Below are 23,398 nucleotides of genomic sequence, written 5' to 3'. Positions count from 1 at the left end.
CCTTTTGTCAAAATCCCATAAATTTAGCACTTTTTTTATTACAAAGTTTTTAAACTCATCTTATTTTTGAGAATTTATATTTGCGTTGTGTTCGTTTAGAGTTTTTGAAAAACGATGTTTTTTGCTCTTTTTATCAAGGACGAAGTAAAGATATTCACTATTAGCTGGCGCGACCGCTGCCTTTATAGCTGCTATGGATACAGCACAAACAGGCGTTGGAGGAACTCCACTATTTAAGTATGTATTAAACTCGCTTGTGTCGTTTTTTATGCGTTCAGGTGTAACTGCCACATGCGAATAAATTCCATAATTTAGCGTGCCGTCCATCTGCAAACGCATGCCTTTATTTAGGCGGTTATAGATAACTGAAGCAACAAGTGGCATCTCAGCTTCATTTGCTGCTTCTTTTTGTATAACGGCAGCAACGGAGAGAATTTTAAACCATTTGCGCTCATTATACTCACCAAAAATTTTCTTACTAATCTCCTCTTGTGCTTTCTTTGATGCATTTACAAGATAGTAAGCTAAGTGTCGCTCTGAAATTCCAAGAGGTATTTTGTATGTATTTGGCACTAAAAAACCATCAGGCAGTGGCGAAAGCGCAAGAACTTCATTATTTAGGCGTTTTGCGTCAAGTCCAAATTTTTGTGCCACTTCATTTAAAAACACTATCTGCGTCTCGCCAGGTATCAATGTTATCTCATTCATTGCAGCTTTTGCACGAGTTAAACGCTCTAAAAACTCACCCTTGCTTAGCTCATTTGCATTCATTTGTATCCAGCCAGACTGTGGCATGCCAAAAAAACGTACTAAAAATTTATCAAGCGAGCTGACATTAAAGTTGCGATTAGCTAAATAAGATATAATTTCGCTCACACTCCCCTTTGGTATAAAGACGACTTTAGAAGTATAAACTGGGCGAGAAAGGTAAAAAATAATGCTAATAGCGCAAATAAGAAAGAGCTCTGTGATGGTAAAAATAGCTATAAATTTACTAAAAATTTTGCTAGTTTTTGTTCTTTCAGTCATTGTTATCCTAAAAATTGGTATTAAAATAGACAGTTTTGAGCTTGTTGGACTAAAACTAGAGCAATTATACATAAAACTTGATAAAAAAATAATTTTTACCGCACAAAACATCACTCTACCAAAACTAAAGACACAAGATACTCACACCTCGGGCTCTGAGTTTTATAAACTTTCACAAAATGCCATCTGGCTAGATAAGATATTTCAAGAAATTTCACTAACGGATGTAAATATAGGCGATATGAGCTTGCAAATTTTATATAAAGATAATACATTTTTTATAGATAGCCCACACATTACAGTTGATATAAAAATACTTGAAATGATCGATGAAAATACTGAAAAAATCAACATAAACAACCTAAATTTCAAAGACTTTAATCTAAGCATTTTTGGAAATGCGAGTGCAAATTTAAAAGATAAAAAGTATGCTTTTAGCGGAGAGTTTAAAACACATGAAATAGCTGGAGGTATCGACCTTGCTTTAATAAAAGATGACTTAAAGTATAAAATTTATGATGCAAACGCTACTTCACTTAAAAATTTTATGCAAGAGATAACTAAAAAAACTGGGCTTGATAAAGAAGTTTCAAACTGGATATATGGCTATATAAAAGCACAAAACTATCACATAAAAGAACTTAATGGTCGCATAAATATCGCAACAGCACAGCCTTACTTAAATGAGCTAAAAGGAGAAGCACAAGCACAAAACTTACAAATTTCGCTTGATAAAAGCCTAAAAGATATAAATGTCAAAGACGCAAACATCACCCTTGAAAATTCTCGCCTTGACTTTAGTTTAAATAAGCCAACTTATGGCGATAAAAAACTTGATGGCTCAAGTTTGCATATTTATGAGCTTTTTGATGAGAAAAAGGCTGGAATTTTTATAAACATAAAGACAAATTCAATCTACGACAAGTCTATAAACGATATCTTAAAAGCCTATAAAATTTCCATTCCAGTAGAGCAAAAAAGCGGTAAAACAATAGCAAGCCTTGATCTAAATATTACCTTTAATGACCTAAATGTAGTTGCAAATGGTAAATTTGATGTAAGCGATGCACAAATAGATATAGCAGACGCTCCATTTAGCGCAAAAAGTGCAAATATTGAGCTTAAAAACACTAATAAATTAGCAATAGCAGCAAAAGATTTTGGTTTAAATTTCTTTAACTCTGACGCAAGCGTTGATATAGATCTTTTAAAAAGCAAAGGGGATATAAACGGCAAGCTAAAAGAGCTTAGTATAGGTGAAATTTTATCATTAAAAGATGAAAATTTAACCGCTGTGCTTGATTATAGTGGCAAAAACACCCTTTTAACATTTGCAAACCTAGGTCTAGAACTAAGTTTTGGCTCTAAAAATAAGATAAATGTAACAAACAAAGCGCTCATAGCACACTCTGCACTACTTTCAAAGCTAAGCATAAATGGCTTTGAGAGCATAAATATCCAAACAAGTGACTTTAAAAACTTTGACATCGTAGCAAAAGAGGCGACTTTTGATCTGCCGTTTTACAAAAAGGATGGAAAAATTTACAACATTGACACATTTAATATCGATGTAAAAGAAAATTTAATAAAAGGCAACACAAAAAGTGGACATTTAAATTTTGAGATCGCAGATGAAAAAGAGGTTAAGCTTGGGGTAAATAACCTTGATGTTTTAATAAAAGCAAGTGGCGATGATGATAACTCGAGCCTAACTGACTCTCTTGGCGATATAAACGCAAACCTACAAGCTAAAAACTCAAACATCATTTTAGAGGACTTTAATCGCACACTAGAACTTAAAGAGTATCAAGTTTGGGCAAAACAAGACTTTATAAAACTAGGTTCAAATGCCTATGGCGGGCGTATAAATTTAAGTAAAAATAAAGATGAGATAACTATAGAAGCGCGCGACATAGACGGCAAATTTGTCAATCAACTCTTTGGAAGTGAGACATTTGAAGAAGGTAAATTTAAGCTAAAGGTTACAGATACAAAAGAGGCTTTAAAGGGGGAAATTCGCTTTTATGATACATACTTTAAAGACTACATCTTTTATCAGCAGCTTTTAACTTTTATAAACTCGATCCCATCGCTACTTTCGCTAAAAACTCCTGACTTTAACCAAAAGGGATTTTCGGCTCAAAATGGCAAAATTTTACTTGAAAAAAATGGTGATATTTTAAAATTTATCGCGATTGAAATTCATGGTACAAGCGCCGATATTTTAGGAGCTGGCATAATAAATTTAAAAACAAAAGAAATAGATATTGACTTGCAAATTGAATTTTTAAAAGACGCAAGCTCTATTATAGAAAATATCCCAATAGTAAATCAAATTTTGCTTGGGGAAAAGCGCAAATTAAGCACTCTTATAAAACTTCGTGGAACTACCAAAAAACCAGAGTATAGTTCACAAGTACTTACTGATACGCTACTTGCACCATTTAAGATAATAAGAAACATCTTGCAAGCACCATTTTTGATATTTGAATAGGCTGGCTTAAACCTAAATTTCATAAAAATTTGATAAAATCAGCCTTATTAGTTTAAAGGAAGTTTCATGATAACAACACTTCGTGGCATGAAAGATATAATGCCAAACGACAGCGCACTTTATGAGTATATCGTAAAAACCTGTGAAGATGTAGCTAAAAACTATGGATTTTCACTTATTAAAACGCCACATTTAGAACAAACTACACTTTTTAAACGCAGTGTCGGCGAGAGTAGCGACATAGTCGGCAAGGAGATGTATCAGTTTGTCGATAAGGGCGAAAACGATGTTTGCTTGCGCCCAGAAGGCACCGCTGGCGTCGTGCGTTCGTTTATAGAAAACAAGCTTGACAAGGCTGGTGGGTTCTATCGATACTTTTATCACGGCTCGATGTTTCGCTATGAACGACCGCAAAAAGGGCGTTTGCGTGAGTTTCATCAGTTTGGCGTGGAGAGTTTTGGCGTGGCTAGCGTGTTTGAAGATGCGTCGATTATTTTGATGTTGGTTGAAATTTTTAATAGGCTAAATATCAGATACAAACTTAAAATCAACTCGCTCGGAGATGTCCAAAGCATGGGCATTTATAGAGAGAAATTGCTAAAATTTCTAAGCTCTCACGAGGATGAAATTTGCGGTGATTGCAAACGACGAAAAGAGCTAAATCCGATCCGTGTTCTTGACTGCAAAGAGCAAAAATGTCAAGAAATTTATCAAAACGCTCCGTTGATGATAGAAAATTTAAGCGACGAAGCAGCTAGCGACTTTGCAAAACTACAAGAAATTTTAACCGCAAATGGCGTTGCTTACGAGATAGACACAAAGCTTGTGCGCGGACTTGATTATTACTGCAAGACGGCATTTGAGTTTGTAAGCGATGAGATCGGAAGTCAAAGTGCTATCGCTGGTGGTGGCAGATACGATCGCTTGGTTGAGTATCTAGGTGGTAAAGCAAGCTATGGTGTGGGCTTTGCGATGGGTATTGAGCGGATAATGGAAATTTTAAAAGAGCATAAAAGTGAGCGAACTGGAGCTTATCTTTGTGCGTTAGATGATGAAAATATAGACTTTATCTTTGAGCTTGGTATAAAGTTGCGTAAAAATTTTAAGATTGAAATCTCTTATGAAGCTAAAAAACTTGCAAAACACATGCAAATAGCTGATAATAAAAACTGTGAAATTTTCCTTTGTATCGGCGAAAATGAGCGAAAAAATGGCAAAATTTTTTACAAAAATTTAGTCAGCAAAACAGAAAAAACAATAAAAATAAACGAGCTTGAAAAGGAGCTTAAAATATGAATGACTATGGTCTTAGCATATGGGGTAATTCAAATTTTGTAATAGAAAATGGCAAGGTTTGCGTAAATGTGCCTAGCCGTCCAGCCATTATCGATATAGTTAAACAAATTCGCGACGATGGCTACCGAGGTCCGCTTTTACTGCGATTTCCACACATGATACAAAAGCAAATAGAACAGCTTTATTCAAGCTTTAATAAGGCTAGAAAAGAGTTTGGATATAAGGGAAATTTTAATGCTGTCTATCCTTTAAAAGTCAATCAATATCCTGGCTTTGTAAAAAACCTTGTAGAGCTTGGAAAGCCCTATAACTACGGTCTTGAGGCTGGAAGTAAGGCCGAGCTTTTGCTTGCTATGGCATTTAATAATGAAAGCGCACCTATAACTGTAAATGGATTTAAAGATAAAGAGATGATAAATATAGGCTTTATCGCAGCTGAGATGGGGCATAACATAACTTTAACGATCGAGGGTCTAAACGAACTTGAAGCCATCGTAGCAACCAGCAAAGAGCGCTTTAAGCCAAAGCCAAACATAGGTCTTCGTATCCGCTTGCACTCTTCAGGCTCTGGGATTTGGGCAAAAAGTGGTGGCATACACTCAAAATTTGGACTAACTTCAACTGAGCTAATAGAAGCTGTTAATATGCTCAAAAAAGCGAATTTACTAGATCATTTTACTATGATACACTTTCACATCGGCTCTCAAATAACTGAAATTCACACCCTAAAAAAGGCACTCAGTGAAGCTGGGAACATATATGCTGAGCTTAGAAAAATGGGTGCTACAAATCTCAAAGCCATAAATTTAGGCGGAGGGCTTGCTATTGAGTATTCACAGTTTAAGCAAACTACAAGTAGAAACTACACACTAACCGAATACGCAAACGATGTTGTATATCTGTTAAAAACCATTGCAGAGCAAAAGGGTGAGTTAGAGCCTGATATATTTACAGAAAGTGGGCGTTTTATCGCCGCCTCTCATGCACTTTTAGTAGCCCCTGTGCTAGAGCTCTTTTCCCAAGACTACACCGAAGAAAAGTTAAATTTAAAAAAGAAAAATCCACAGCTTATAACCGAGCTAAATGACCTTTATAGCTCTATAAAACCAAGCAATGCTCTTGAGTATCTACACGACAGCATACACCACATGGAAAGCGTTTTAACACTCTTTGACCTTGGATATGTTGATCTTCAAGATCGCTCAAATGCCGAAGTTTTGTGTAGTCTAATTAGTAAAAAAGCTGTAAATTTGCTTGGCAATAAAAGCAACATAGATCTAAGCAAAATTCAAAAAGATGTACAAGAACGCTATCTTGTAAATTTCTCTATGTTTCAAAGCTTGCCTGACTTTTGGGGATTGCAGCAAGACTTTCCGATCATGCCGCTTGATCGCTTAGATATCCGCCCTACTTTGCCTGCCTCAATATGGGACATTACATGCGATAGCGATGGCGAGATCTCTTACAATGATGAGAAAAACCCCCTACTTTTACACGATGTTGATGTTGAAAAAGAGGAGTATTTTCTTGGATTTTTCTTAGTTGGCGCGTATCAAGAGGTACTTGGTATGAAACATAACCTTTTTACACATCCAACAGAGGCAACTATAAAAATGACTCAAAGCGGCTTTGAAATTTTGCACCTACTTGAAAGTCAAAGCATACTTGATATAATGGAAGACATGGATTATGATGTCTATGCGATACAAGATACGCTAAATGAGAGATTAGAAAAGTCAAAACTTATTAATGAAACACAAAAAAAGCAAATTTTAGGCGAGCTTTATCTTTTTTTAAATGATAATAGCTACCTAAAAACAATCCAATAACTTTACATATCGAAACATCTACAAAAATTTTCAGGGCAAATTTAGCTAATCTGCCCTGAATTTTAGCCACATTAGTATAAGATTCAAAAAATTTTAAAGGAGATAAGATGCTATCAAAAAGAGTTCAGAGCTTAAGCGAGTCTATAACTATCGCCATTAGCTCAAAGGCCAAAGAGATGAAAGCTGCTGGCATAGATGTGATAAGCTTTAGCGCAGGAGAGCCTGACTTTGATACGCCAAAAGCAATTAAAGATGCAGTTAAAGCCGCACTTGATAAAGGTTGTGGCAAATATACTCCAGTACCAGGCACACCAGAAATTCTAAATGCTATCGCCACAAAGCTAAAGCGAGATAACGGCTTAGAGTATAAAACTACCCAGATTATCACAAATGTTGGCGGAAAACACTCTCTTTTTAACATCTTTTCAGCGCTTATTGACAACGAAGATGAAGTCATCATACCAGCACCTTACTGGGTAACATATCCAGAGATAGTAAAATACTGTGGCGGAAAGCCCGTATTTGTCGAAACTAGCGAAGAAAATGGCTTTAAACTAACACCACAACAGCTAAAAGACGCTATATCTTCAAAAACTAAAATTTTAAGCCTAAACTACCCATCAAACCCCACTGGTGCAATCTATACAAGAGCTGAACTAGAGGCTATAGCTAAGGTTTTAGAAGGAACAAATATCATAGTCATAAGTGATGAAATTTATGAAAAGCTTGTATTTGACGGTGAGTTTATAGCATTTGCAAGCGTTAGCGAAGATGCATTTAAACGAACAGTTACTATAAACGGACTTAGCAAATGTGGGGCCATGCCAGGCTGGCGTTTTGGCTATACAGCAAGCGTTATGAACGATCTGAATGCCGCCATGAAAAGCCTACAAAGCCAAAGCGTAAGCAATATCTGCTCGCTCGTTCAAGCAGGAGCTATACCAGCACTACTTGGAGAAACTGAAGCTGACATCACCCATATGAACGGCGAATACAAAAAGCGCAGAGACAAGGCAGTAAGGCTTATAAACGACATCCCTGGGCTTAGCGTCATTAAGCCAGATGGAGCTTTTTATCTTTTTGTAAATTGTAAAGCAGTTGAACCTGATGATATGAAATTTTGCCAAAAACTACTAGAAGATGGTAAAGTAGCCTGCGTTCCGGGGGTTGGCTTTGGTATGGGTGGCTACTTTAGGCTAAGCTTTGCAACTGATCTTGAGAGCATAAAAAAGGGTATCGAACGCATTAGAGAATTTGTCAAAAACTATCAAAGATAGGCGGTTTTTAAGATACAAAAAGGCTTGCTTCTTAAAATTTAGTTTAATCTTTCTTGATAAAATGTATTAAAATTTCAAAGGAAAAAGATGCAAATAAGCATAAATGGCTTTACTTTTAGCACAAAAGCAAGCGATACAACGGAACTTAGGGCTGAGTTTTTTACACAAGATAGTGAAATTTCAGCCTTTATACAAAAACATGACTTAGCGGATGCGGATATTTTTATACTCAATGGCTTTGCGATAAAAGAGCAACAAGAACTAAAAGATAATGATAAGATAACTCTTATAAAGCGTGGAGTAATGCCAGAAAGGGAAATTTTAAAAGCCATGATAGAGGCTAGAAATTCTCCCGAGCTAAATGCCGCTTTAAATTCTGCCATAATAGGCGTTGCAGGACTTGGAGGACTTGGCTCAAATATCGCTCTTAGCCTTGCTCGCGTGGGAGTATCTAGGCTGATTTTGGCTGATTTTGATGTGGTCGAGCCAAGCAATCTAAATCGCCAGCAATACTTTGTCAGCCATATCGGCATGAAAAAAGTAGAAGCAACAAAAGAGCTTATCACTCAAGTTAATCCATTTGTAGAAGTTATAACTCACGATGTTTATCTAGACGCCAAAAATGTAGCTGAAATTTTTGCCCCCTGCTCTATAATATGCGAGGCTTTTGATAATGTTATAGGCAAAACAATGTTTTTAAATGAAGCTAGCGCAAGCTTAGCAAGTAAACAGATCATTACCGCTTCTGGCATGGCTGGTTTTCATAGTTCAAACATCATAAAAACAATGAAATTTGCTAAAAATGTCTATGTATGTGGCGATCTTAAAAACGAAGCTCGTATAGGTCAAGGACTTATGGCTCCGCGAGTTGCTATTTGCGCAAATCATCAAGCAAACCTGGCACTTCGCCTACTTATGGGGCTTGAAGCTTAAAAAGATAAAGGAAAATCATGAAAAGTATATTTAAAAATGCTGCGATTAGCATTATCTTAATGGTACATCTAATAACAGTGGCTATTATAAATTTTGCACTTCCAAGCTACAAAACACTAACCATCGTAGGTACTGAAGTTAAACGCATGGACAAGGATGGTTTTATAAACAAACAACGCACTGCAAACGGTGTAGTGCGTGATGTATATTTTTTATATACAAAATTTCCAGATAGCGAAAAAGTTATATCTTTTCGCAACGAAGATACCCGCTGGGGCTTTCCATTTTATATGAAATTCAACTCCGCCGACCTACAGGCTAGAGCAACTGCATTTGCCGAAGAAAAGACACTTGTAGAAGTAAAATACTATGGTTGGCGCATACCTATTTTTGATGAGTTTTTTAACGCTATCTCAGTTAAAAAACTAGAAAACACAGAAAACGCCTCTCATCCTATAGTAAGCTACATACTTTACTTTTTAACGCTTGTTTCATTTGTCTCATGTATTGTTTTTGTAAATCGAAAATTTAGACAAATATATTAATTTTATAAGATCAAAGTGCGAGTGCTGTTTTGCAACTCGCACAATGAATTTAATGCACAACTGGCGCATCACCAGTGCAGGGATGATGATGATAATCGTCAAATATAACCTTATCGGTTTGAAATTTTATCCGTTTTTCAGCCCTAATGCGTAAAAACTCATCCTCTTCGATACGCTTAATCTGAATCGCAGCCTTAAAAGTTGGGGTCTTAGCTATCAAGTCCCAGCCGTTACTAGTAAGCTCATTGCAACAGCTTTCCCAGTAGTGGTAGGTCATCTGGATAATGCCATCAGGCACTACATCTGTGATATCTGCCTTAATGACGATATAGCCGTATCTACTCCATGCCTTGATAAACTCTCCATGCTTTATACCATATCTTTTAGCCAAATTTGGGTGCATCTCAGCGATAGGACCTATACTATCTCCGCCATTTTCAATAGCCTTTGAGCGGCGTGTCATTATGCCTCCAGCGTATTGATAGACCTTTCTGGTTGTTAAAAGTTGTATCGGATAGTTCTCATCCGTTGGCTCATCTACGCTTCCAGCCATTACCTCCCAATCATCTGGTAAATTTATCCGTTTTCTAAACTCTGCTTTTGCAGGCTCTATCTCAGCCAAGCTTCCTACATGCAAGCACGGTATCAGCTTACCTTTGCCATCTGGTGTGAAAAATTTCTTATCAAGATACAAGCTTTGTCCACCCATATCATCTTCATTAGGACAAGGCCAGTGAAGTCCGTGATGTTTTTTGATACGATAATAACTCATACCGCCGTATCTTCTAGGATCGCACTTTCTCTCTTCTTCCCAAATTTCTTCAGGGGATTTAAAATTAAAACCCTCTTTTGCACCGAGTCTTCTTGCTATCTCACAGATTATCCACCAGTCTTGGCGTGCATCTCCTGGAGGCGTTATGACTGCTTCGTTATGCTGAACACGGCGCTCAGCATTTGCATACAAGCCCTCCTTTTCACTACTTGCAACACCCGGCAAAACAACATCAGCCTTAAGTGAAGTTTCAGTCAAAAATATATCTTGGCAGACATACATATCAACTTTTGAGATAGCTTTTAAAAAGTGATTTGTATTTGGGTCAGTCATAACTGGATTTTCACCCATCGTCCAGAAAAAGTGAATCCTTCCATCAAGTATCGCATCTGGAACTTCAGTCTTATGAAGTCCTATCTTGCCGCTTAAAAAACCAGGCTCTAAATGCCAAACTTTCTCAAACCAAGCCCTTTGCTCAGGGTCTGTGACTGAGCCTAAATTTGAGAAGATATTAGGTAAAACGCCCATATCACAGCACCCTTGGACATTTTCTTGACCCCTTATAGGCAAGTCGCCACTGCCAAGCTCACCAACATTTCCTGTCAGTAAAAACAAATTTGATATATCACAAACTGCACCAACACCGTGGTTAAAATGCGTCACTCCCATACCGTGAGTGATAACGGCTGGGCGGATAGTCGCATACATTCGCGCGGCTTTTCTTATGTCTTCCGGGTTTAAATTTGCGTACTTACTAACAGCCTCTGGAGAGTAGTCTTTAACCGCTTCACGAACATACTCAACACCTTTTGTGTGCGCATTTACAAATTCCCAGTTTATCAAGTCCTCTTCAAATAGGACATAAATTAGTGCATTTATCACAGCTATATTATGCTCTGGTGCAAGTTGCAAGTGCACATCTGCGCGGCTAGCAAATTCTGTTTTTATCGGATCGATTACTATGAGCTTTGCGCCACGATTTAATGCTGCATAGCGGCTATTGGATGTCCATTTTCTGGGTTTGAACCTATCATCAGAATACAATTGCTATGCGGTCCTATCTCTGTAAAGCTATTTGTTGCTGCTCCGTTACCAATTGTTTTGGCAAGACCTGCCACAGTCGGAGCGTGTCAAATTCTAGCACAGTGATCTACATTATTAGTCCCTATAACCGCACGCATGATCTTTTGAGCCACATAATTATCCTCAAGAGTACAGCGCGCCGAGAAATTTCCAACAAGCGCATCTGGTCCGTATTTTTCCTTAATCTCTTTCATCTTTGCAACAACAAGATCTAATGCCTCGTCCCAGCTAGCTGGCTCAAGCGAACCATCTTTGCTAAAAACGCCATTTTTCTTGCGTATCATAGGTGTTGTAAGCCGATCTGGCGCACCGACATAGTCCCAGCCATAAAAGCCTTTAAGACAGAGATTGCCCTCATTTACTGGGTTGTCATCAACGCCTGTGGCTGAGCGTATCACATTATCTTCAACATGAAGCTCGACCTGACAGCCAGTCCCGCAGTACGGACAAATAACTTTGCCCGTCTTAGCATTTACTCCCATTTTTTCTCCTTCTTAATTTATGCAAATCTTGCATATTTATTACTCTGCAATTTTTGCATAATAAAACTTAATAAAAAATAAAATATATTAAATATTTAAACTATTTTTATAACATAAGTATACTTTTATATAAATACAGAAAAAGTAAAAAATTTTATCTAAAATAGCCAAAATAAAGCATAACGATAAATTTACATTATGTTATAACTATTGATTTTATATTTTAAATAAATTTATTTTAATTAAAAGTAGCTTATTTGCTAAAATATATAAACTATATATTTTTATTAATAAAATAGCCAAAAAATTTTATTTTTTCATAAAAACACTATCAAATTTTATACAATTAAGAGTTCATTTATCCTTTTTAAATATAATCACATTTTAATTCAAATAAAGGATAAAAATGGCATCTGTAAAATTTAAAGGCTCGCCAGTTACTCTGGCTGGCAACTCCCTTAGCAAGGGTCAAAGTGCTCCTGTTGTAAATGTTGTGGCACAAGACCTTTCGGATATTCAAATCGGCGGACAACAAGGTAAAGTGCAAGTTGTGGTCGTGGTTCCATCGCTTGATACTGGCGTTTGTGCTAGTGAGGCTAGGAAATTTAACGAGCATGCTGCAGCACTTGCAAATACTGAAGTGGTCGTAGTTTCGATGGATCTACCTTTTGCTATGGGGAGATTTTGCACAACCGAGGGCATTAAAAACCTAAAAACAGGAAGCGACTTTAGGGCTAAGGAATTTGCTAACGCATATGGCGTTTTATTAGCAGATGGCGCACTTGCTGGGCTTACATGCCGTGCAGTTTTTGTTATAGATGCAAATGGGGTCATCATTTACAAAGAAATTTGTGATGAGATAACAGATGAGCCAAACTATGAGGCTGCTCTAAGTGCGGCAAACGAAGCCAGCACAACATGCTGCGGTAGCTGACACTAAAATTTAGGTTTGCGGTGCAAACAAACTTCAAGCCCCTTTTTTGGGGGCTTTTACAAAAAACCAAATTTAAAATACATAAAATTTTATGTATTTTATCTAGCTTTCATCTAAATCCCAGCAAAAGCCTTTCTTGCATTTACTAAGTCATTTTCATCAGGATGCGACTTTGAAGCTTCCCACCTTGCCAAACGCTCAGGCGTTATCTGATGCATAGCCTTATCGCCCATCTTTTCTACCATCTCTCTCATTTGCTTCATAACTTCATCAGATATGGCTCCTTGACATATAAACTCTCGCAAAACTTCGCAGCCATTTTCTTCAAGCAAAACCTTGCCACCATTTAGCATATGAGCACCATGCTCGCCCTCTGGCTCAGCGCCAAGAGTTATAAAAAGCCCTACTTTTTTATCTTTGATATTTTCTTTTATAAATCGTTTAAATTTGCTATCAGGACCGCCCTTATCGATATAATACCCCAAAGCTATAAAATCAAATTCGCTTAAATTTTGTGCCTTTTGGCTCTCAAAACTAACCGCTTCACAACCAAGCTCATCAGCTATCACCTCGCCAACCTTTTTGGTATTTCCTGTTTGTGAAGAGTAAATCACGATCTTTTTCATCTATCAAATTCCTTTTGTGTTATTTTTGTTATCTCATCAGCTATTGTATTTCCCCAAAAAATTCCATCCAAAGTAAGCTCATAGCCACTTTCGTTTAAATTTAACAATCCCCAGTCTTGCCACTGCTTAAATGTCTGCAAAAGCTCAAAAAAACACTCATCACCAATAAAAGGCTTTATGTCATTAAATTTTAGCACATGATACTGAAAAAACGCTATAAATTTCTTATAGTTTTGCTCGCTTGGCGGTAAAATTCCAAGCATCTGTACGCCTTTTTTCATATTAAATATACCAAAATCCCCAATCTTTCCACCAGAGCCTATACCAAGTGGTAAAATATCTGCGCCAGCATGAGAAAGGCGGATATATCTATAAATATCGCGCCCTATTTTTGAAATTTTAGTTAGTTCAAGCATTTCGTGCGAGCCATCAAGCATCTCTTTTACAAACAGATGGTGCAGCTTTTTATCTCGATCAAGCTCGTAATAACTCGTATCGTGACTCTTGCTAAACTCAGAACCATCTAAAAACTGAAGCGAGTAAAAACTCACGCTATCAACGCCTATTTGTTTTAGTGTTGCAGCATCAAATTTTAACTCATCATCGCTTTGTTTTGGATAGTTATAGATGATATCTGCACAAAGCATACCATCAAATTCTGCCCTTAACTTCGCCAAATGCTCTATCGCTGAGGCTTGGCTATGAGCGCGGTTTAGTAGCTTTCTGCCAGCTTCGCTAAATGTTTGTATGCCTATGCTATATCGATTTACCCCAAGTTCTCGCATTAGGCGAAGCTTGGATAAATTTAGATTATGCAGTGTGCTTTCAAAGCTAAACTCGACATCTTTTGAAAGAGTAAAACTCTGTTTTATCGCCATTATCACACGCTCAAGATGCTTTTCTTTTAGTGTAGTTGGCGTGCCTCCGCCAAAGTAAATAGAGCTAAACTCTTTTTGTTTGATATAGTCAAACTCACTATATTTTTTTATCTCCGCAAGCAAAAATTCTGTGTATTCGTCAAGCTCATCATCAAGCTTTGTGCGGTTCATCGAACAAAACGAGCAGATATTGTCGCAAAATGGCACATGAAAATATATTGCACCATCTTTGTGAGTAGGAGTTTGCGTGTCTAAAAACTCAAACAAATCCTTTTGTTTTGCCATCTTTGCACGCTTAGGATGACCACTATGGTGACCTTTTATCCGTTTAGAAAACATGTTTTTATGCCTTTCATTTTTAGTTCCTCCTCCGTTTGATAATGCGTAAGTTTATCAAATTTTTTTTTAAAATACAAGCTTAATAAGTAAAAATATTTTGTAAATTTTTATTAAATTTTAAAAATGTTTTTTATAAAATACAGATTTAAAAAATGAAAATAAATATCATATAATGTTAGGAGTTTTAATGTCGGATATAAAAACGGCGAGCCATAGTTATAACAAAGCCAATAAAAAAGTCATGCTTTATATATTTGTAGCAAGCGCCATTACAACTTTTGCAGCCGACAATGATGTTTTACTAGATAGTATAGAAGTCATTGAAAAGAGTGAGCAAGATATAAAAGAACGCAAAGTAAGTGAGATAAAAAAGACCACAAAAGATTTAGAAAAACAGCAAGTCTCTGATAGCCGTGATCTTGTAAAGTATGAGACTGGAATTTCAGTCGTTGAGAGCGGTAGATTTGGCGCTTCAGGATACTCAATACGCGGAGTTGATGAAAATAGAGTTGCGATACAAATCGATGGACTAAAACAAGCCGAAACCATTAGCTCGCAAGGATTTAAAGAACTTTTTGAAGGCTACGGAAATTTTAATAATACTCGTAACGGCATAGAGATGGAAAATGTCAAATCAGCAAATATTACAAAGGGAGCTGATAGCATAAAAGCTGGTAGTGGTGCCTTGGGCGGATCTGTAATGTTTGAAACAAAAGATGCAAGGGATTATTTAATTGATAAAGATTGGCATTATGGTTTTAAAGTAGGTCACTCATCAGCAAATGATGAGCGTATGCACTCACATACTTTAGCTGCTAGGTTTAAATGGTTTGATTTTTTGGTTATAAAAACAGATAGAGAAGGGCACGAAACAAAAAACTATGGATACAGCACTTATGATGATAATATTCGTGGCAGAACTCGTGAAAAAGCCGATCCATACAATATAACTAAACAAGGTACGCTTATAAAAGTAGGCTTTCAGCCACACGATGAGCATAGATTTAGCTTTGCAAATGATGTTTATAAATCCAAAAATCAAGGCAATGACTATAGCTACACGCTTTATCCGCCGTCATCAGGTAGTGGTTTTCAGTTTGATCCAAAAAAAGGTGAAAAATACACAGATGACCTTAGTGAAAGGATAAGCCGAAGCTTTACATATGAAAATTTCACACAAACGCCGTTTTGGGATAATGTAAAGATAACATACTCACATCAAAAAATAACACAAAGGGCTAGAAGTGATGAGCGTTGTTTAGAGGGTGATAACTGCCAAGATATAGCAAATAAGGCAGGACTTAAAGTAAATAACTCAAATATAGTAGACAGATATGGCAAAGATTTTGAAGTTACCAAAGAGACTGTAGAGGGAGGTACTGCCAAATTATCAACTATTACAGACTCATCTGGTCAAAAATACCAAAGAGAGATAAAAGCCGAAGATATAAACAACTATCATCTGGATTGTTCTGTGTTTGACTGTTCTGGAACATTAAATTTGTATAAAATGGGTTGGAGTGATGTGCATAGCCTAAAGTTAGATCTATCAAAAACAACACAAATTATAAATGCCGATAGTAATGAGTATGTATTTGATATATCAGAATATGAAAACAATGGTAAAAAATTTAAACAAATCCAAGCACAAAAGCAGTTTAAAAACTATCTTGGTCATACAATAAAAAATAATACAACTGACATTTCTATCATACTACCAAATTCAAAAGGTTTTTTAGAAAATTTATGGAAAGAAAGAGACTTAAACACTCAAACAAAACAACTAAATTTTGACTTTGAAAAAGAATTTGAAATTTTTAGCTTAGAAAATAATTTAAAATATGGTGCTTTATACGGAAAAACTGAAAAATCAATGATAAATCGCACTGGATACTACGGAGAAAGTGCTAAATGGTGGGCTAGCAATGGCAAGGCAGATTGTGGGGCTGGCGGAAAAGATGCTTGGGATGGATTAAAATGCCCTCGCACAGATCCAGAGACATCATTTTTAATACCAGTCGAAAGTAAAAATGGCATGATCTATTTTGCCGACAAGATGAGAGCTACCGAATGGCTTGAATTTGACTTTGGATACCGCTATGATAGAGTAAAATACAACCCAAACTATATCCCGGGCGTAACGCCAAAAATTCCTGATGATATGGTAAAAGGTATATTTATACCGCTTGAGAAAAATAAACTTCAAAAACCTGAATATCCAGAAGCACCAAGATGGTGGAGTAGTAGTGCAGGATGGAATTGCAACAACAGTTCTTGTACTGATCCAGCTTATCTAGCAGCTATGGCAGAATTTAATACCAAAAAAGCACAATACGACGCTCAAAAAGCAGCTTATGAAGCAGAAGAAAATAGAGTAAAAACACAAAACGAAAAAAATCCTGAAAAAAATATCGAGTATCTATCTAGACCAAAAGAATTTTCTAGCGACTCTTACTCCTTTGGAATAAATTTTGATCCATTTGATTTTTTACGCATACAGACAAAATACTCAAAAGCTTTTCGCGCTCCAACAACCGACGAGCTATATCTAACCTTTAGACATCCTGATATGACTATTGTTCCAAATGTTGATTTAAAACCAGAGATAGCAAAAACAAAAGAGATAGCATTTACATTTCATAATAACTCAAGTTTTTTAACACTAAGTACTTTTAGAAGCGACTATACAAATTTTATAGATTTTACATTTATCGGAAGAAAGCAGTTTAATGTAACTGGCACAAACCAAGACAGCGCACTAGACTTTGACATCTATCAAAACATAAATAGACAAGAGGCTAAAGTAAATGGTTTTGAGATAAATTCAAGATTAAATTTAGGTGATGCAAATGAAAAATTAAAAGGTTTTTATATAGGCTATAAGCTTACCAAGCAAAAAGGCAGAATTCAAACCAAAGAAGATGGTAAAGTGCCTATGAATGCCATACAGCCAAAAACCTCCGTATATAGTCTAGGATATGCTACACAAAATGATAAATACGGCGCAGATGTGTATATAACTGATGTAAAAGCCAAAAAGTCACAAGATACTTACAATATGTTCTGGAAAAGCGAAAAAGGTGAGACCATAGGCGGTAAAAAAGTCAGCAACTACCACTCACACTGGCTAAGCGATAAATATACCACTATCGATATCGTAGCCTTTGCCAGACCAGTTAAAAATTTAACTTTTAGACTTGGTGCGTATAACTTAACAGACAAAAAGTATATCACTTGGGAGAGTGCTCGCTCAATACGCTCATTTGGTACAACAAATATGGTTAGAAAAAGTGACAACTTAGGTATAAACCGATTCTATGCACCAGGCAGAAATTTCAAACTAACATTTGAGATGACATTTTAAATTTCGGGGCTTTTGCCCCGTTATTTACTTTTTTGTATGTGGGTTACTAACCCTTGCGCCGTTTAAAATCTCAAACCCCTGCGTATCAAAAGCTGCACCAAAACCTTTTACATAGCGACCCTTGCCAAGTAAAATTTTAACAACATAAAAGTCCTTCATTGCACGGATAAATTTTAAAGATGGATCATCAGAAAATTTCTCTTCAAATTTATCAAAAATCCTCTCCCTATCTTCATCGTTCATAAAGCTAGCCACTGCCTCAAAGCTTACTCTAACCCTTGCAAACGCGCTTTTTGCCTCTACTTCATCTTGTAAAAACATAACTGAAATTTTGTCTGGATTTTGCTTTATAGCGTGATAATGCTCAGCCACAGATGAAAGTGTGATATAAATTTCATTTTCAACCTTAACAAAAGGTGCATACGAACTCACGCTTTTGCCATCTTTTTGGCTTGAGATGATAACTGTTTTAAACCCATCAACAAAGCTTATAAGCCCCTCTTGCGTGGTATTTTGAATGCTATTTTTTTTGATACTTGAGTAAAGCTCGATGATGACATCTTTAAAATTTCCATCCTTTGCCTTACTTAAAAACGGCACAAAAGCACTCTCGCTACCACTTACTATCTGCATACCATCTTCATTTATGTCAGCTATCTTCGCGCCTTCATACTCTTTTATGCCGCCTAGTTTTTGTGCAAATGCCTTAACTATATCAGCATGATCTTTATTCATATGCTCTATCGCAACTTCTTTCATGAATTTCCTTAATATAAAAATGTGATTTTTTAATTTTAACAAAATGTTCTTTAAAAGCTAATTGAATATTTTTTATAAGCAGTAAAATTTATTTTGGGGCTAAGAACCCCAAAAAATTAGTCTAAACTAGAATATAGCTCAGTCACAACATCTCTATAGCTCATAGGATTTGACCCATCAGCCTTAGTTAAAAATTTCGCATAAAAGCTCTGTCCGCCAGCACTTATAGTCATTCCATCTTCATTAATATCAATAAGCCTTGCATCATCCGCATCCTTTATACCTCCTAATTTTTCAGCAAATTCAACCAAAATTTCCTGATGATTATCATTCATGTATTCAATAATCATTTGTTTCATTTTTATATCCTTTTTTGTAAAAATTTTTGATATATATTACCAAAATAATATTTAAAATTTATTTAATCATAAACTTAAATTTATGATACGCAAAATCATTTAATTAATAAATTTCAAATTCTTGCTTTTAACGAGTCAAATTTCTCTACTTGCTCAGGAAGTAGCTTCATCTTTGCGTCACGCCCTACGCTTAGTTTAAAGATATTATTACCCTCTTTGTCATAAAACTGCACAGAAAGCGAAAGCAAACCCATAAAAGTTTGCGATACAAAAAATATTCTATCTATCTCTTCAAATTTTAAGTGCCCACCAAATTTTGACTCTTTATGGTTAAAGTTATAATACCCTTGCATCTTTTTACCGCTTGGGATATTTGTCTTAAATTCTATGATAAAAGCTGGAGTGTTTTTTATAAAAAGAACCTCACCCCAAGTGCCTATATCATTTAAAATCTCTTCAAATTTATCCCCACAGACCTCTTTGCAGTGGCTTGCTGGTAAATTTTCTATAACCTCTATCTCACGAGCTAAGCCAAGTTCTTCGCCTATTTTTGCAAGTGTTATTTTTGGATTTGCTGCAAGAAGTGCTTTTACTTTTTCTTTCATTTTTATCCTTATTTTGAAATTTAAAATTATTATAGCATATTTAATAATAATTTTCAAATTTAACCTTAATAACTTTAAATATTAAATTTTTAAAATTTTAAAATATCTAAAAACAATTTTAACACCAAAAAATCGCTATATACCTATATACAAATAAAATAAGTATTATTTAAAATTTATATAAAATTTTTAAGTTTTAGCTCAGTTATTATTGCATATAATCCTTTTTCATATTTAAAATCAAGGAAAAAATAGTGTCAATAAGTGCTAGAAATCAAGTAGAAGTTGAACTTACAGAAGTAAGAACTGGCGCTGTAAATTCTTTAGTAGTAGGTAAAACAGCTGGCGGCGAAGTGTTAAAAGCAACAGTTACCACAGACAGTGAAAAGGCTCTTGAACTAAAAGTAGGTAAGAAAGCGGTATTTTTGTTCAAGGCTTCTAGCGTTATCGTTGCAAAAGACGGAGAGTTTAAGCTAAGCGCAACAAATCAAGTTGCTGGCAAAGTAAGCGAAGTAAAAGCCGGCTCTGTAAATTCTGAGGTTATTATCGATGCAAATGGTGATAAAATTTCAGCCATCATAACAAAAGAATCAGCCGAAAAACTAGCCCTAAAAGCAGGAGATGATGTAAAAGCTATCATAAAAGCTACAAATATTATAGTGGGCGTAAGGGTTTAACTATAAAATTAAAGAAAAATCTACAAAATTTACAAGCCACTGCGTTTTAGCTTGGCTTTTTTGATTAATGTTTTGTACGATTTATACGATTTTTCTCTCTTTAAAATATTCAAAAAGTTAAAAATTTTAATAATAAATTTTAAATAAAAATTTAAATATAGCCATTTTAGTTAATAAAACTTTTCAATAATAAATTATAACATTACATCAGGAATTTAACTTTAACACAAGGAGTTAAAATGTCAAATCACGATCTCTTATCTAGGATAAATGATAGACTTGACCAACTTAGCAAGTTGCCTGCCGTAAAAGACAAGCTTACCATTACAAAAGCACTAGAAAAAAAGGGTTTTTCTAGGCGTGAATTTATGAAATGGGCTGGAAGCATGAGTGCACTTTTGGCACTACCAGCCACATTTACCCCAGTTGTTGCTCGTGCAGCTGAGCTTAGTGACAGACTTCCTGTTATCTGGCTACATATGGCTGAATGCACTGGCTGTTCAGAGAGCCTCCTTCGAACAGATACACCAACTATAGACAGCCTAATCTTTGACCACATAAGTCTTGAATATCACGAAACATTAATGGCAGCCTCTGGCTGGCAAGCAGAGCATAACTTAGAAGATGCAATACAAAAGCATAAAGGAAAGTATGTTTTGTTGGTTGAGGGCGGCATACCTACAGGAGCCACTGAGTACTATCTTACTATAGGTCCACACGGTGTAAGCGGAAAAGAGCATGCCATAAAAGCCAGCCAGAATGCTGCGGCTATCTTTGCGATAGGTACCTGTTCTAGCTTTGGTGGCGTTCAAGCAGCTCATCCAAATCCTTCAAACTGCGTTGGGCTTAGCAAAGTCACAGATAAGCCAGTCATAAATGTCCCTGGCTGTCCTCCAAGCGAGAAAAATATAGTCGGAACACTGCTTCACTTTATACTATTTGGCACTCTACAGGCTCTTGATGTTTTTAATAGACCAAAATGGGCTTACGGACTACGCATACATGATCTTTGTGAGCGTCGTGGTCGCTTTGACGCTGGAGAATTTGTGCAAAATTTTGGCGATGAAGGAGCAAAAAACGGCTATTGTCTTTATAAGGTTGGTTGTAAAGGGCCTTATACATTCAACAACTGCTCAAAAGAGAGATTTAACTCTCACACAAGCTGGCCAGTACAAGCTGGACATGGATGTATAGGCTGTAGTGAGCCAAATTTTTGGGATACTATGGGTCCTTTTGAAGAGCCAATGGGCGATAGACTTTATGATACAGTATTTGGACTTGGAGCAGATAGCATAAGCGATAAGATAGGCATAGGCGTTTTAACATTAGCTGGCATAGGCATAGCAGCACATGCGGCTATTGCAGCAAGTAAGAAAAATGAAGAGTGAGGCACAATATGAGCGATAAAAGAATAGTGATTGATCCTATAACACGCATAGAGGGGCACCTTCGCATTGAAGTTGTAGTTGATGATGATAATGTCGTTAAGCAAGCTTACTCTGGCTCTACGCTTTGGCGTGGTATAGAGCCGATACTAAAGGGTCGCGACCCGCGTGATGCTGGCTTTTTTACACAAAGAATTTGTGGTGTTTGTACATTTTCACACTACCGAGCTGGAATCGTGGCTGTTGAAAATGCACTAGGTATAACACCGCCACTAAATGCTGAACTTACGCGTACTTTAATGAACGCTGCACTTTACTTGCACGATCATATAGTGCATTTTTACCACCTACATGGGCTTGACTGGGCAGATATAACATCAGCCTTACAAGCAGACCCTAAAAAGGCAAGCGAAGAGGCATTTAAATGGTGTAAAACTCCTTACGCATGTGGTGCAGATAAACTAAAAGAGGTTAAAGACAGAGTTAGTGAATTTGCTAAAAAAGGTAGCCTTGGACCGTTTGCCAACGCTTACTGGGGACATAGCTCGTATAAATTTACACCTGAGCAAAATTTAATAGTTCTCTCACACTACCTTGAGTGTCTTCGCATACAACGCACAGCAGCAAAAATGATGGCGATATTTGGATCTAAAAATCCACATCCACAAAGCCTAACAGTCGGCGGCGTAACTTGCGTTATGGATCTGCTAAGTCCAGCCAGGCTTGGCGAATACATGACTCAGTTTAATGAGATAGCAGAATTTGTAAACAGGGCGTATTACCCAGATATAGTTATGGCGGCAAAAGCATATGCAAATGAGCCGAGCGTTTTAGATGATATCGGGGTTGGAAATTTATATGCTTATGATGAGTTTTTGTTAGGCAGAAACGACTATCTTTTTAAAGGCGGAATTATACTTAATGGCGAGATATCAAAAGTTTATGATGTTGATGATACAAAGATAACCGAGGAGGCTACTCGCGCATGGTACAAAAATGACGCCGCCCTTCATCCTTTTGATGGACAAACAGAGCCAAACTATACGGGGTTGATAGATGGAGAGAGTATCGGAGTTGATGGAAATTTAACTCATAGTAAAAATTTTGACACCAGCGGCAAATATAGCTGGATAAAAGCTCCAAGATATGATGGTAAACCTATGCAAGTAGGACCTATCGCCACCATAGTTATAAACTACGCAAAAGGCAATCCAAAAGTAGTTAAAGTCGTGGATAAGTTTTTACAAGATAGTGGACTTGGGCTAAATGCTGTATTTTCAACACTCGGACGCACTGCAACCCGTATGCTTGAAGCAAAGGTCATTGTAGATCATGGACTTGAGGCATTTAAATCGTTGATTGAAAATTTAAAAACAGACCAAGAAACCTGCGCAAAATACACAATAGACAACTCCAAAGAGTACAAAGGCTACTTTAAGGGCAACGCTCCAAGAGGCGCACTAACTCACTGGTGCCGTATAAAAGATGGAGTCATACAAAACTGGCAAGCGGTTGTTCCTAGTACCTGGAACGCCTCTCCAAAGGACGCAAAAGAACAGATGGGAAGCTATGAAGCTTGCTTGATAGGCACAAAGTTGGCAGACCTTACAAAGCCGCTAGAGATCATACGCAAAATTCACTCATATGATCCTTGTATTGCCTGTGCGGTTCATGTTATGGATGCAAAAGGCACAAAACTTGGCGAATATAAAGTAAATGTAAACGCATAAGG

At 36.6% G+C, this 23,398-nt stretch carries 17 protein-coding genes and 1 pseudogene; 11 read left to right on the top strand and 7 right to left on the bottom strand.

The annotated features are described in order from the left end of the window. Nucleotides 1-60 precede the first annotated feature (60 nt). Complete coding sequence (mltG, locus tag U5B17_RS03220) at nucleotides 61-1,029, bottom strand: endolytic transglycosylase MltG (protein WP_430803935.1); 969 nt, start codon at nucleotides 1,027-1,029, stop codon at nucleotides 61-63. Here mltG and U5B17_RS03215 point away from each other — a divergent pair. From U5B17_RS03215 to U5B17_RS03190, 6 genes are all read left to right on the top strand, one after another. After that, nucleotides 938-3,523 carry a YhdP family protein gene (locus U5B17_RS03215; protein ID WP_430803934.1) on the top strand — a complete coding sequence of 862 codons (2,586 nt, stop codon included), beginning with the start codon at nucleotides 938-940 and terminating at the stop codon, nucleotides 3,521-3,523. The two genes, mltG and U5B17_RS03215, sit on opposite strands and share 92 nt — an antisense overlap. 66 nt (nucleotides 3,524-3,589) lie before the next feature. After that, on the top strand, nucleotides 3,590-4,819 hold the full coding sequence (gene hisS / locus U5B17_RS03210) for a histidine--tRNA ligase (RefSeq protein WP_430803933.1): 1,230 nt from the start codon (nucleotides 3,590-3,592) through the stop codon (nucleotides 4,817-4,819). Beyond that, the gene (gene speA / locus U5B17_RS03205) at nucleotides 4,816-6,648 is read left to right on the top strand and encodes a biosynthetic arginine decarboxylase (RefSeq protein WP_430803932.1); all 1,833 of its coding nucleotides are present in this window, start codon (nucleotides 4,816-4,818) and stop codon (nucleotides 6,646-6,648) included. Before hisS ends, speA begins: the two co-directional genes overlap by 4 nt. 107 nt (nucleotides 6,649-6,755) lie before the next feature. Continuing rightward, nucleotides 6,756-7,925, top strand: coding sequence for a pyridoxal phosphate-dependent aminotransferase (locus tag U5B17_RS03200; RefSeq protein ID WP_430803931.1), 1,170 nt, complete (start codon nucleotides 6,756-6,758; stop codon nucleotides 7,923-7,925). 87 nt (nucleotides 7,926-8,012) lie between these two features. Then, nucleotides 8,013-8,858 (top strand): sulfur carrier protein ThiS adenylyltransferase ThiF, encoded by an 846-nt coding sequence (thiF, locus tag U5B17_RS03195; RefSeq protein ID WP_430803930.1) that lies wholly within the window; start codon nucleotides 8,013-8,015, stop codon nucleotides 8,856-8,858. A gap of 17 nt (nucleotides 8,859-8,875) precedes the next feature. Next, a complete protein-coding gene (locus U5B17_RS03190) occupies nucleotides 8,876-9,403 on the top strand; it encodes a DUF1523 family protein (protein ID WP_430803929.1) in 528 nt (175 codons plus the stop codon). 49 nt (nucleotides 9,404-9,452) lie between these two features. Here the strand turns inward: U5B17_RS03190 and U5B17_RS03185 are convergent. Continuing rightward, nucleotides 9,453-11,740, bottom strand: a pseudogene (locus U5B17_RS03185) (molybdopterin oxidoreductase family protein). A 406-nt stretch (nucleotides 11,741-12,146) separates the two neighbouring features. Here U5B17_RS03185 and prx-suh point away from each other — a divergent pair. Next, nucleotides 12,147-12,674, top strand: coding sequence for a thiol peroxidase Prx-SUH (prx-suh, locus tag U5B17_RS03180; RefSeq protein ID WP_430803928.1), 528 nt, complete (start codon nucleotides 12,147-12,149; stop codon nucleotides 12,672-12,674). 113 nt (nucleotides 12,675-12,787) lie between these two features. Here the strand turns inward: prx-suh and U5B17_RS03175 are convergent, their stop codons facing one another. Further along, nucleotides 12,788-13,300, bottom strand: coding sequence for a flavodoxin family protein (locus U5B17_RS03175; RefSeq protein WP_430803927.1), 513 nt, complete (start codon nucleotides 13,298-13,300; stop codon nucleotides 12,788-12,790). After that, nucleotides 13,297-14,517 (bottom strand): radical SAM protein, encoded by a 1,221-nt coding sequence (locus tag U5B17_RS03170; protein WP_430803926.1) that lies wholly within the window; start codon nucleotides 14,515-14,517, stop codon nucleotides 13,297-13,299. Before U5B17_RS03170 ends, U5B17_RS03175 begins: the two co-directional genes overlap by 4 nt. Before the next feature lie 187 nt (nucleotides 14,518-14,704). Here U5B17_RS03170 and U5B17_RS03165 point away from each other — a divergent pair, with 187 nt between their 5' ends. After that, on the top strand, nucleotides 14,705-17,881 hold the full coding sequence (locus tag U5B17_RS03165) for a TonB-dependent receptor domain-containing protein (RefSeq protein ID WP_430803925.1): 3,177 nt from the start codon (nucleotides 14,705-14,707) through the stop codon (nucleotides 17,879-17,881). A gap of 24 nt (nucleotides 17,882-17,905) precedes the next feature. On the opposite strand, the gene U5B17_RS03160 is transcribed toward U5B17_RS03165, so the two are convergent. From U5B17_RS03160 to hutX, 3 genes are all read right to left on the bottom strand, one after another. Next, on the bottom strand, nucleotides 17,906-18,640 hold the full coding sequence (locus U5B17_RS03160; RefSeq protein ID WP_430803924.1) for a HugZ family heme oxygenase: 735 nt from the start codon (nucleotides 18,638-18,640) through the stop codon (nucleotides 17,906-17,908). Between the two features lie 116 nt (nucleotides 18,641-18,756). Next, nucleotides 18,757-18,999 (bottom strand): DUF2470 domain-containing protein, encoded by a 243-nt coding sequence (locus U5B17_RS03155; RefSeq protein WP_430803923.1) that lies wholly within the window; start codon nucleotides 18,997-18,999, stop codon nucleotides 18,757-18,759. A gap of 113 nt (nucleotides 19,000-19,112) precedes the next feature. Next, a complete protein-coding gene (gene hutX / locus U5B17_RS03150) occupies nucleotides 19,113-19,604 on the bottom strand; it encodes a heme utilization cystosolic carrier protein HutX (RefSeq protein ID WP_430803922.1) in 492 nt (163 codons plus the stop codon). Between the two features lie 254 nt (nucleotides 19,605-19,858). Here hutX and U5B17_RS03145 point away from each other — a divergent pair, with 254 nt between their 5' ends. From U5B17_RS03145 to U5B17_RS03135, 3 genes are all read left to right on the top strand, one after another. After that, nucleotides 19,859-20,281 carry a TOBE domain-containing protein gene (locus U5B17_RS03145; RefSeq protein WP_430803921.1) on the top strand — a complete coding sequence of 141 codons (423 nt, stop codon included), beginning with the start codon at nucleotides 19,859-19,861 and terminating at the stop codon, nucleotides 20,279-20,281. A gap of 239 nt (nucleotides 20,282-20,520) precedes the next feature. Beyond that, on the top strand, nucleotides 20,521-21,669 hold the full coding sequence (locus U5B17_RS03140; protein WP_430803920.1) for a hydrogenase small subunit: 1,149 nt from the start codon (nucleotides 20,521-20,523) through the stop codon (nucleotides 21,667-21,669). A gap of 8 nt (nucleotides 21,670-21,677) precedes the next feature. Next, entirely contained in the window at nucleotides 21,678-23,396 is a 1,719-nt protein-coding gene (locus U5B17_RS03135; RefSeq protein ID WP_430803919.1) for a nickel-dependent hydrogenase large subunit, read from the top strand. Nucleotides 23,397-23,398: the final 2 nt, after the last annotated feature.

Origin of the sequence: Campylobacter australis (genome assembly GCF_050586305.1) — a bacterium.
GTDB lineage: Bacteria > Campylobacterota > Campylobacteria > Campylobacterales > Campylobacteraceae > Campylobacter_A.
The sequence above is the reverse complement of the archived record's forward strand: the minus strand, read 5'-3'. Positions and strand labels throughout refer to the sequence as shown.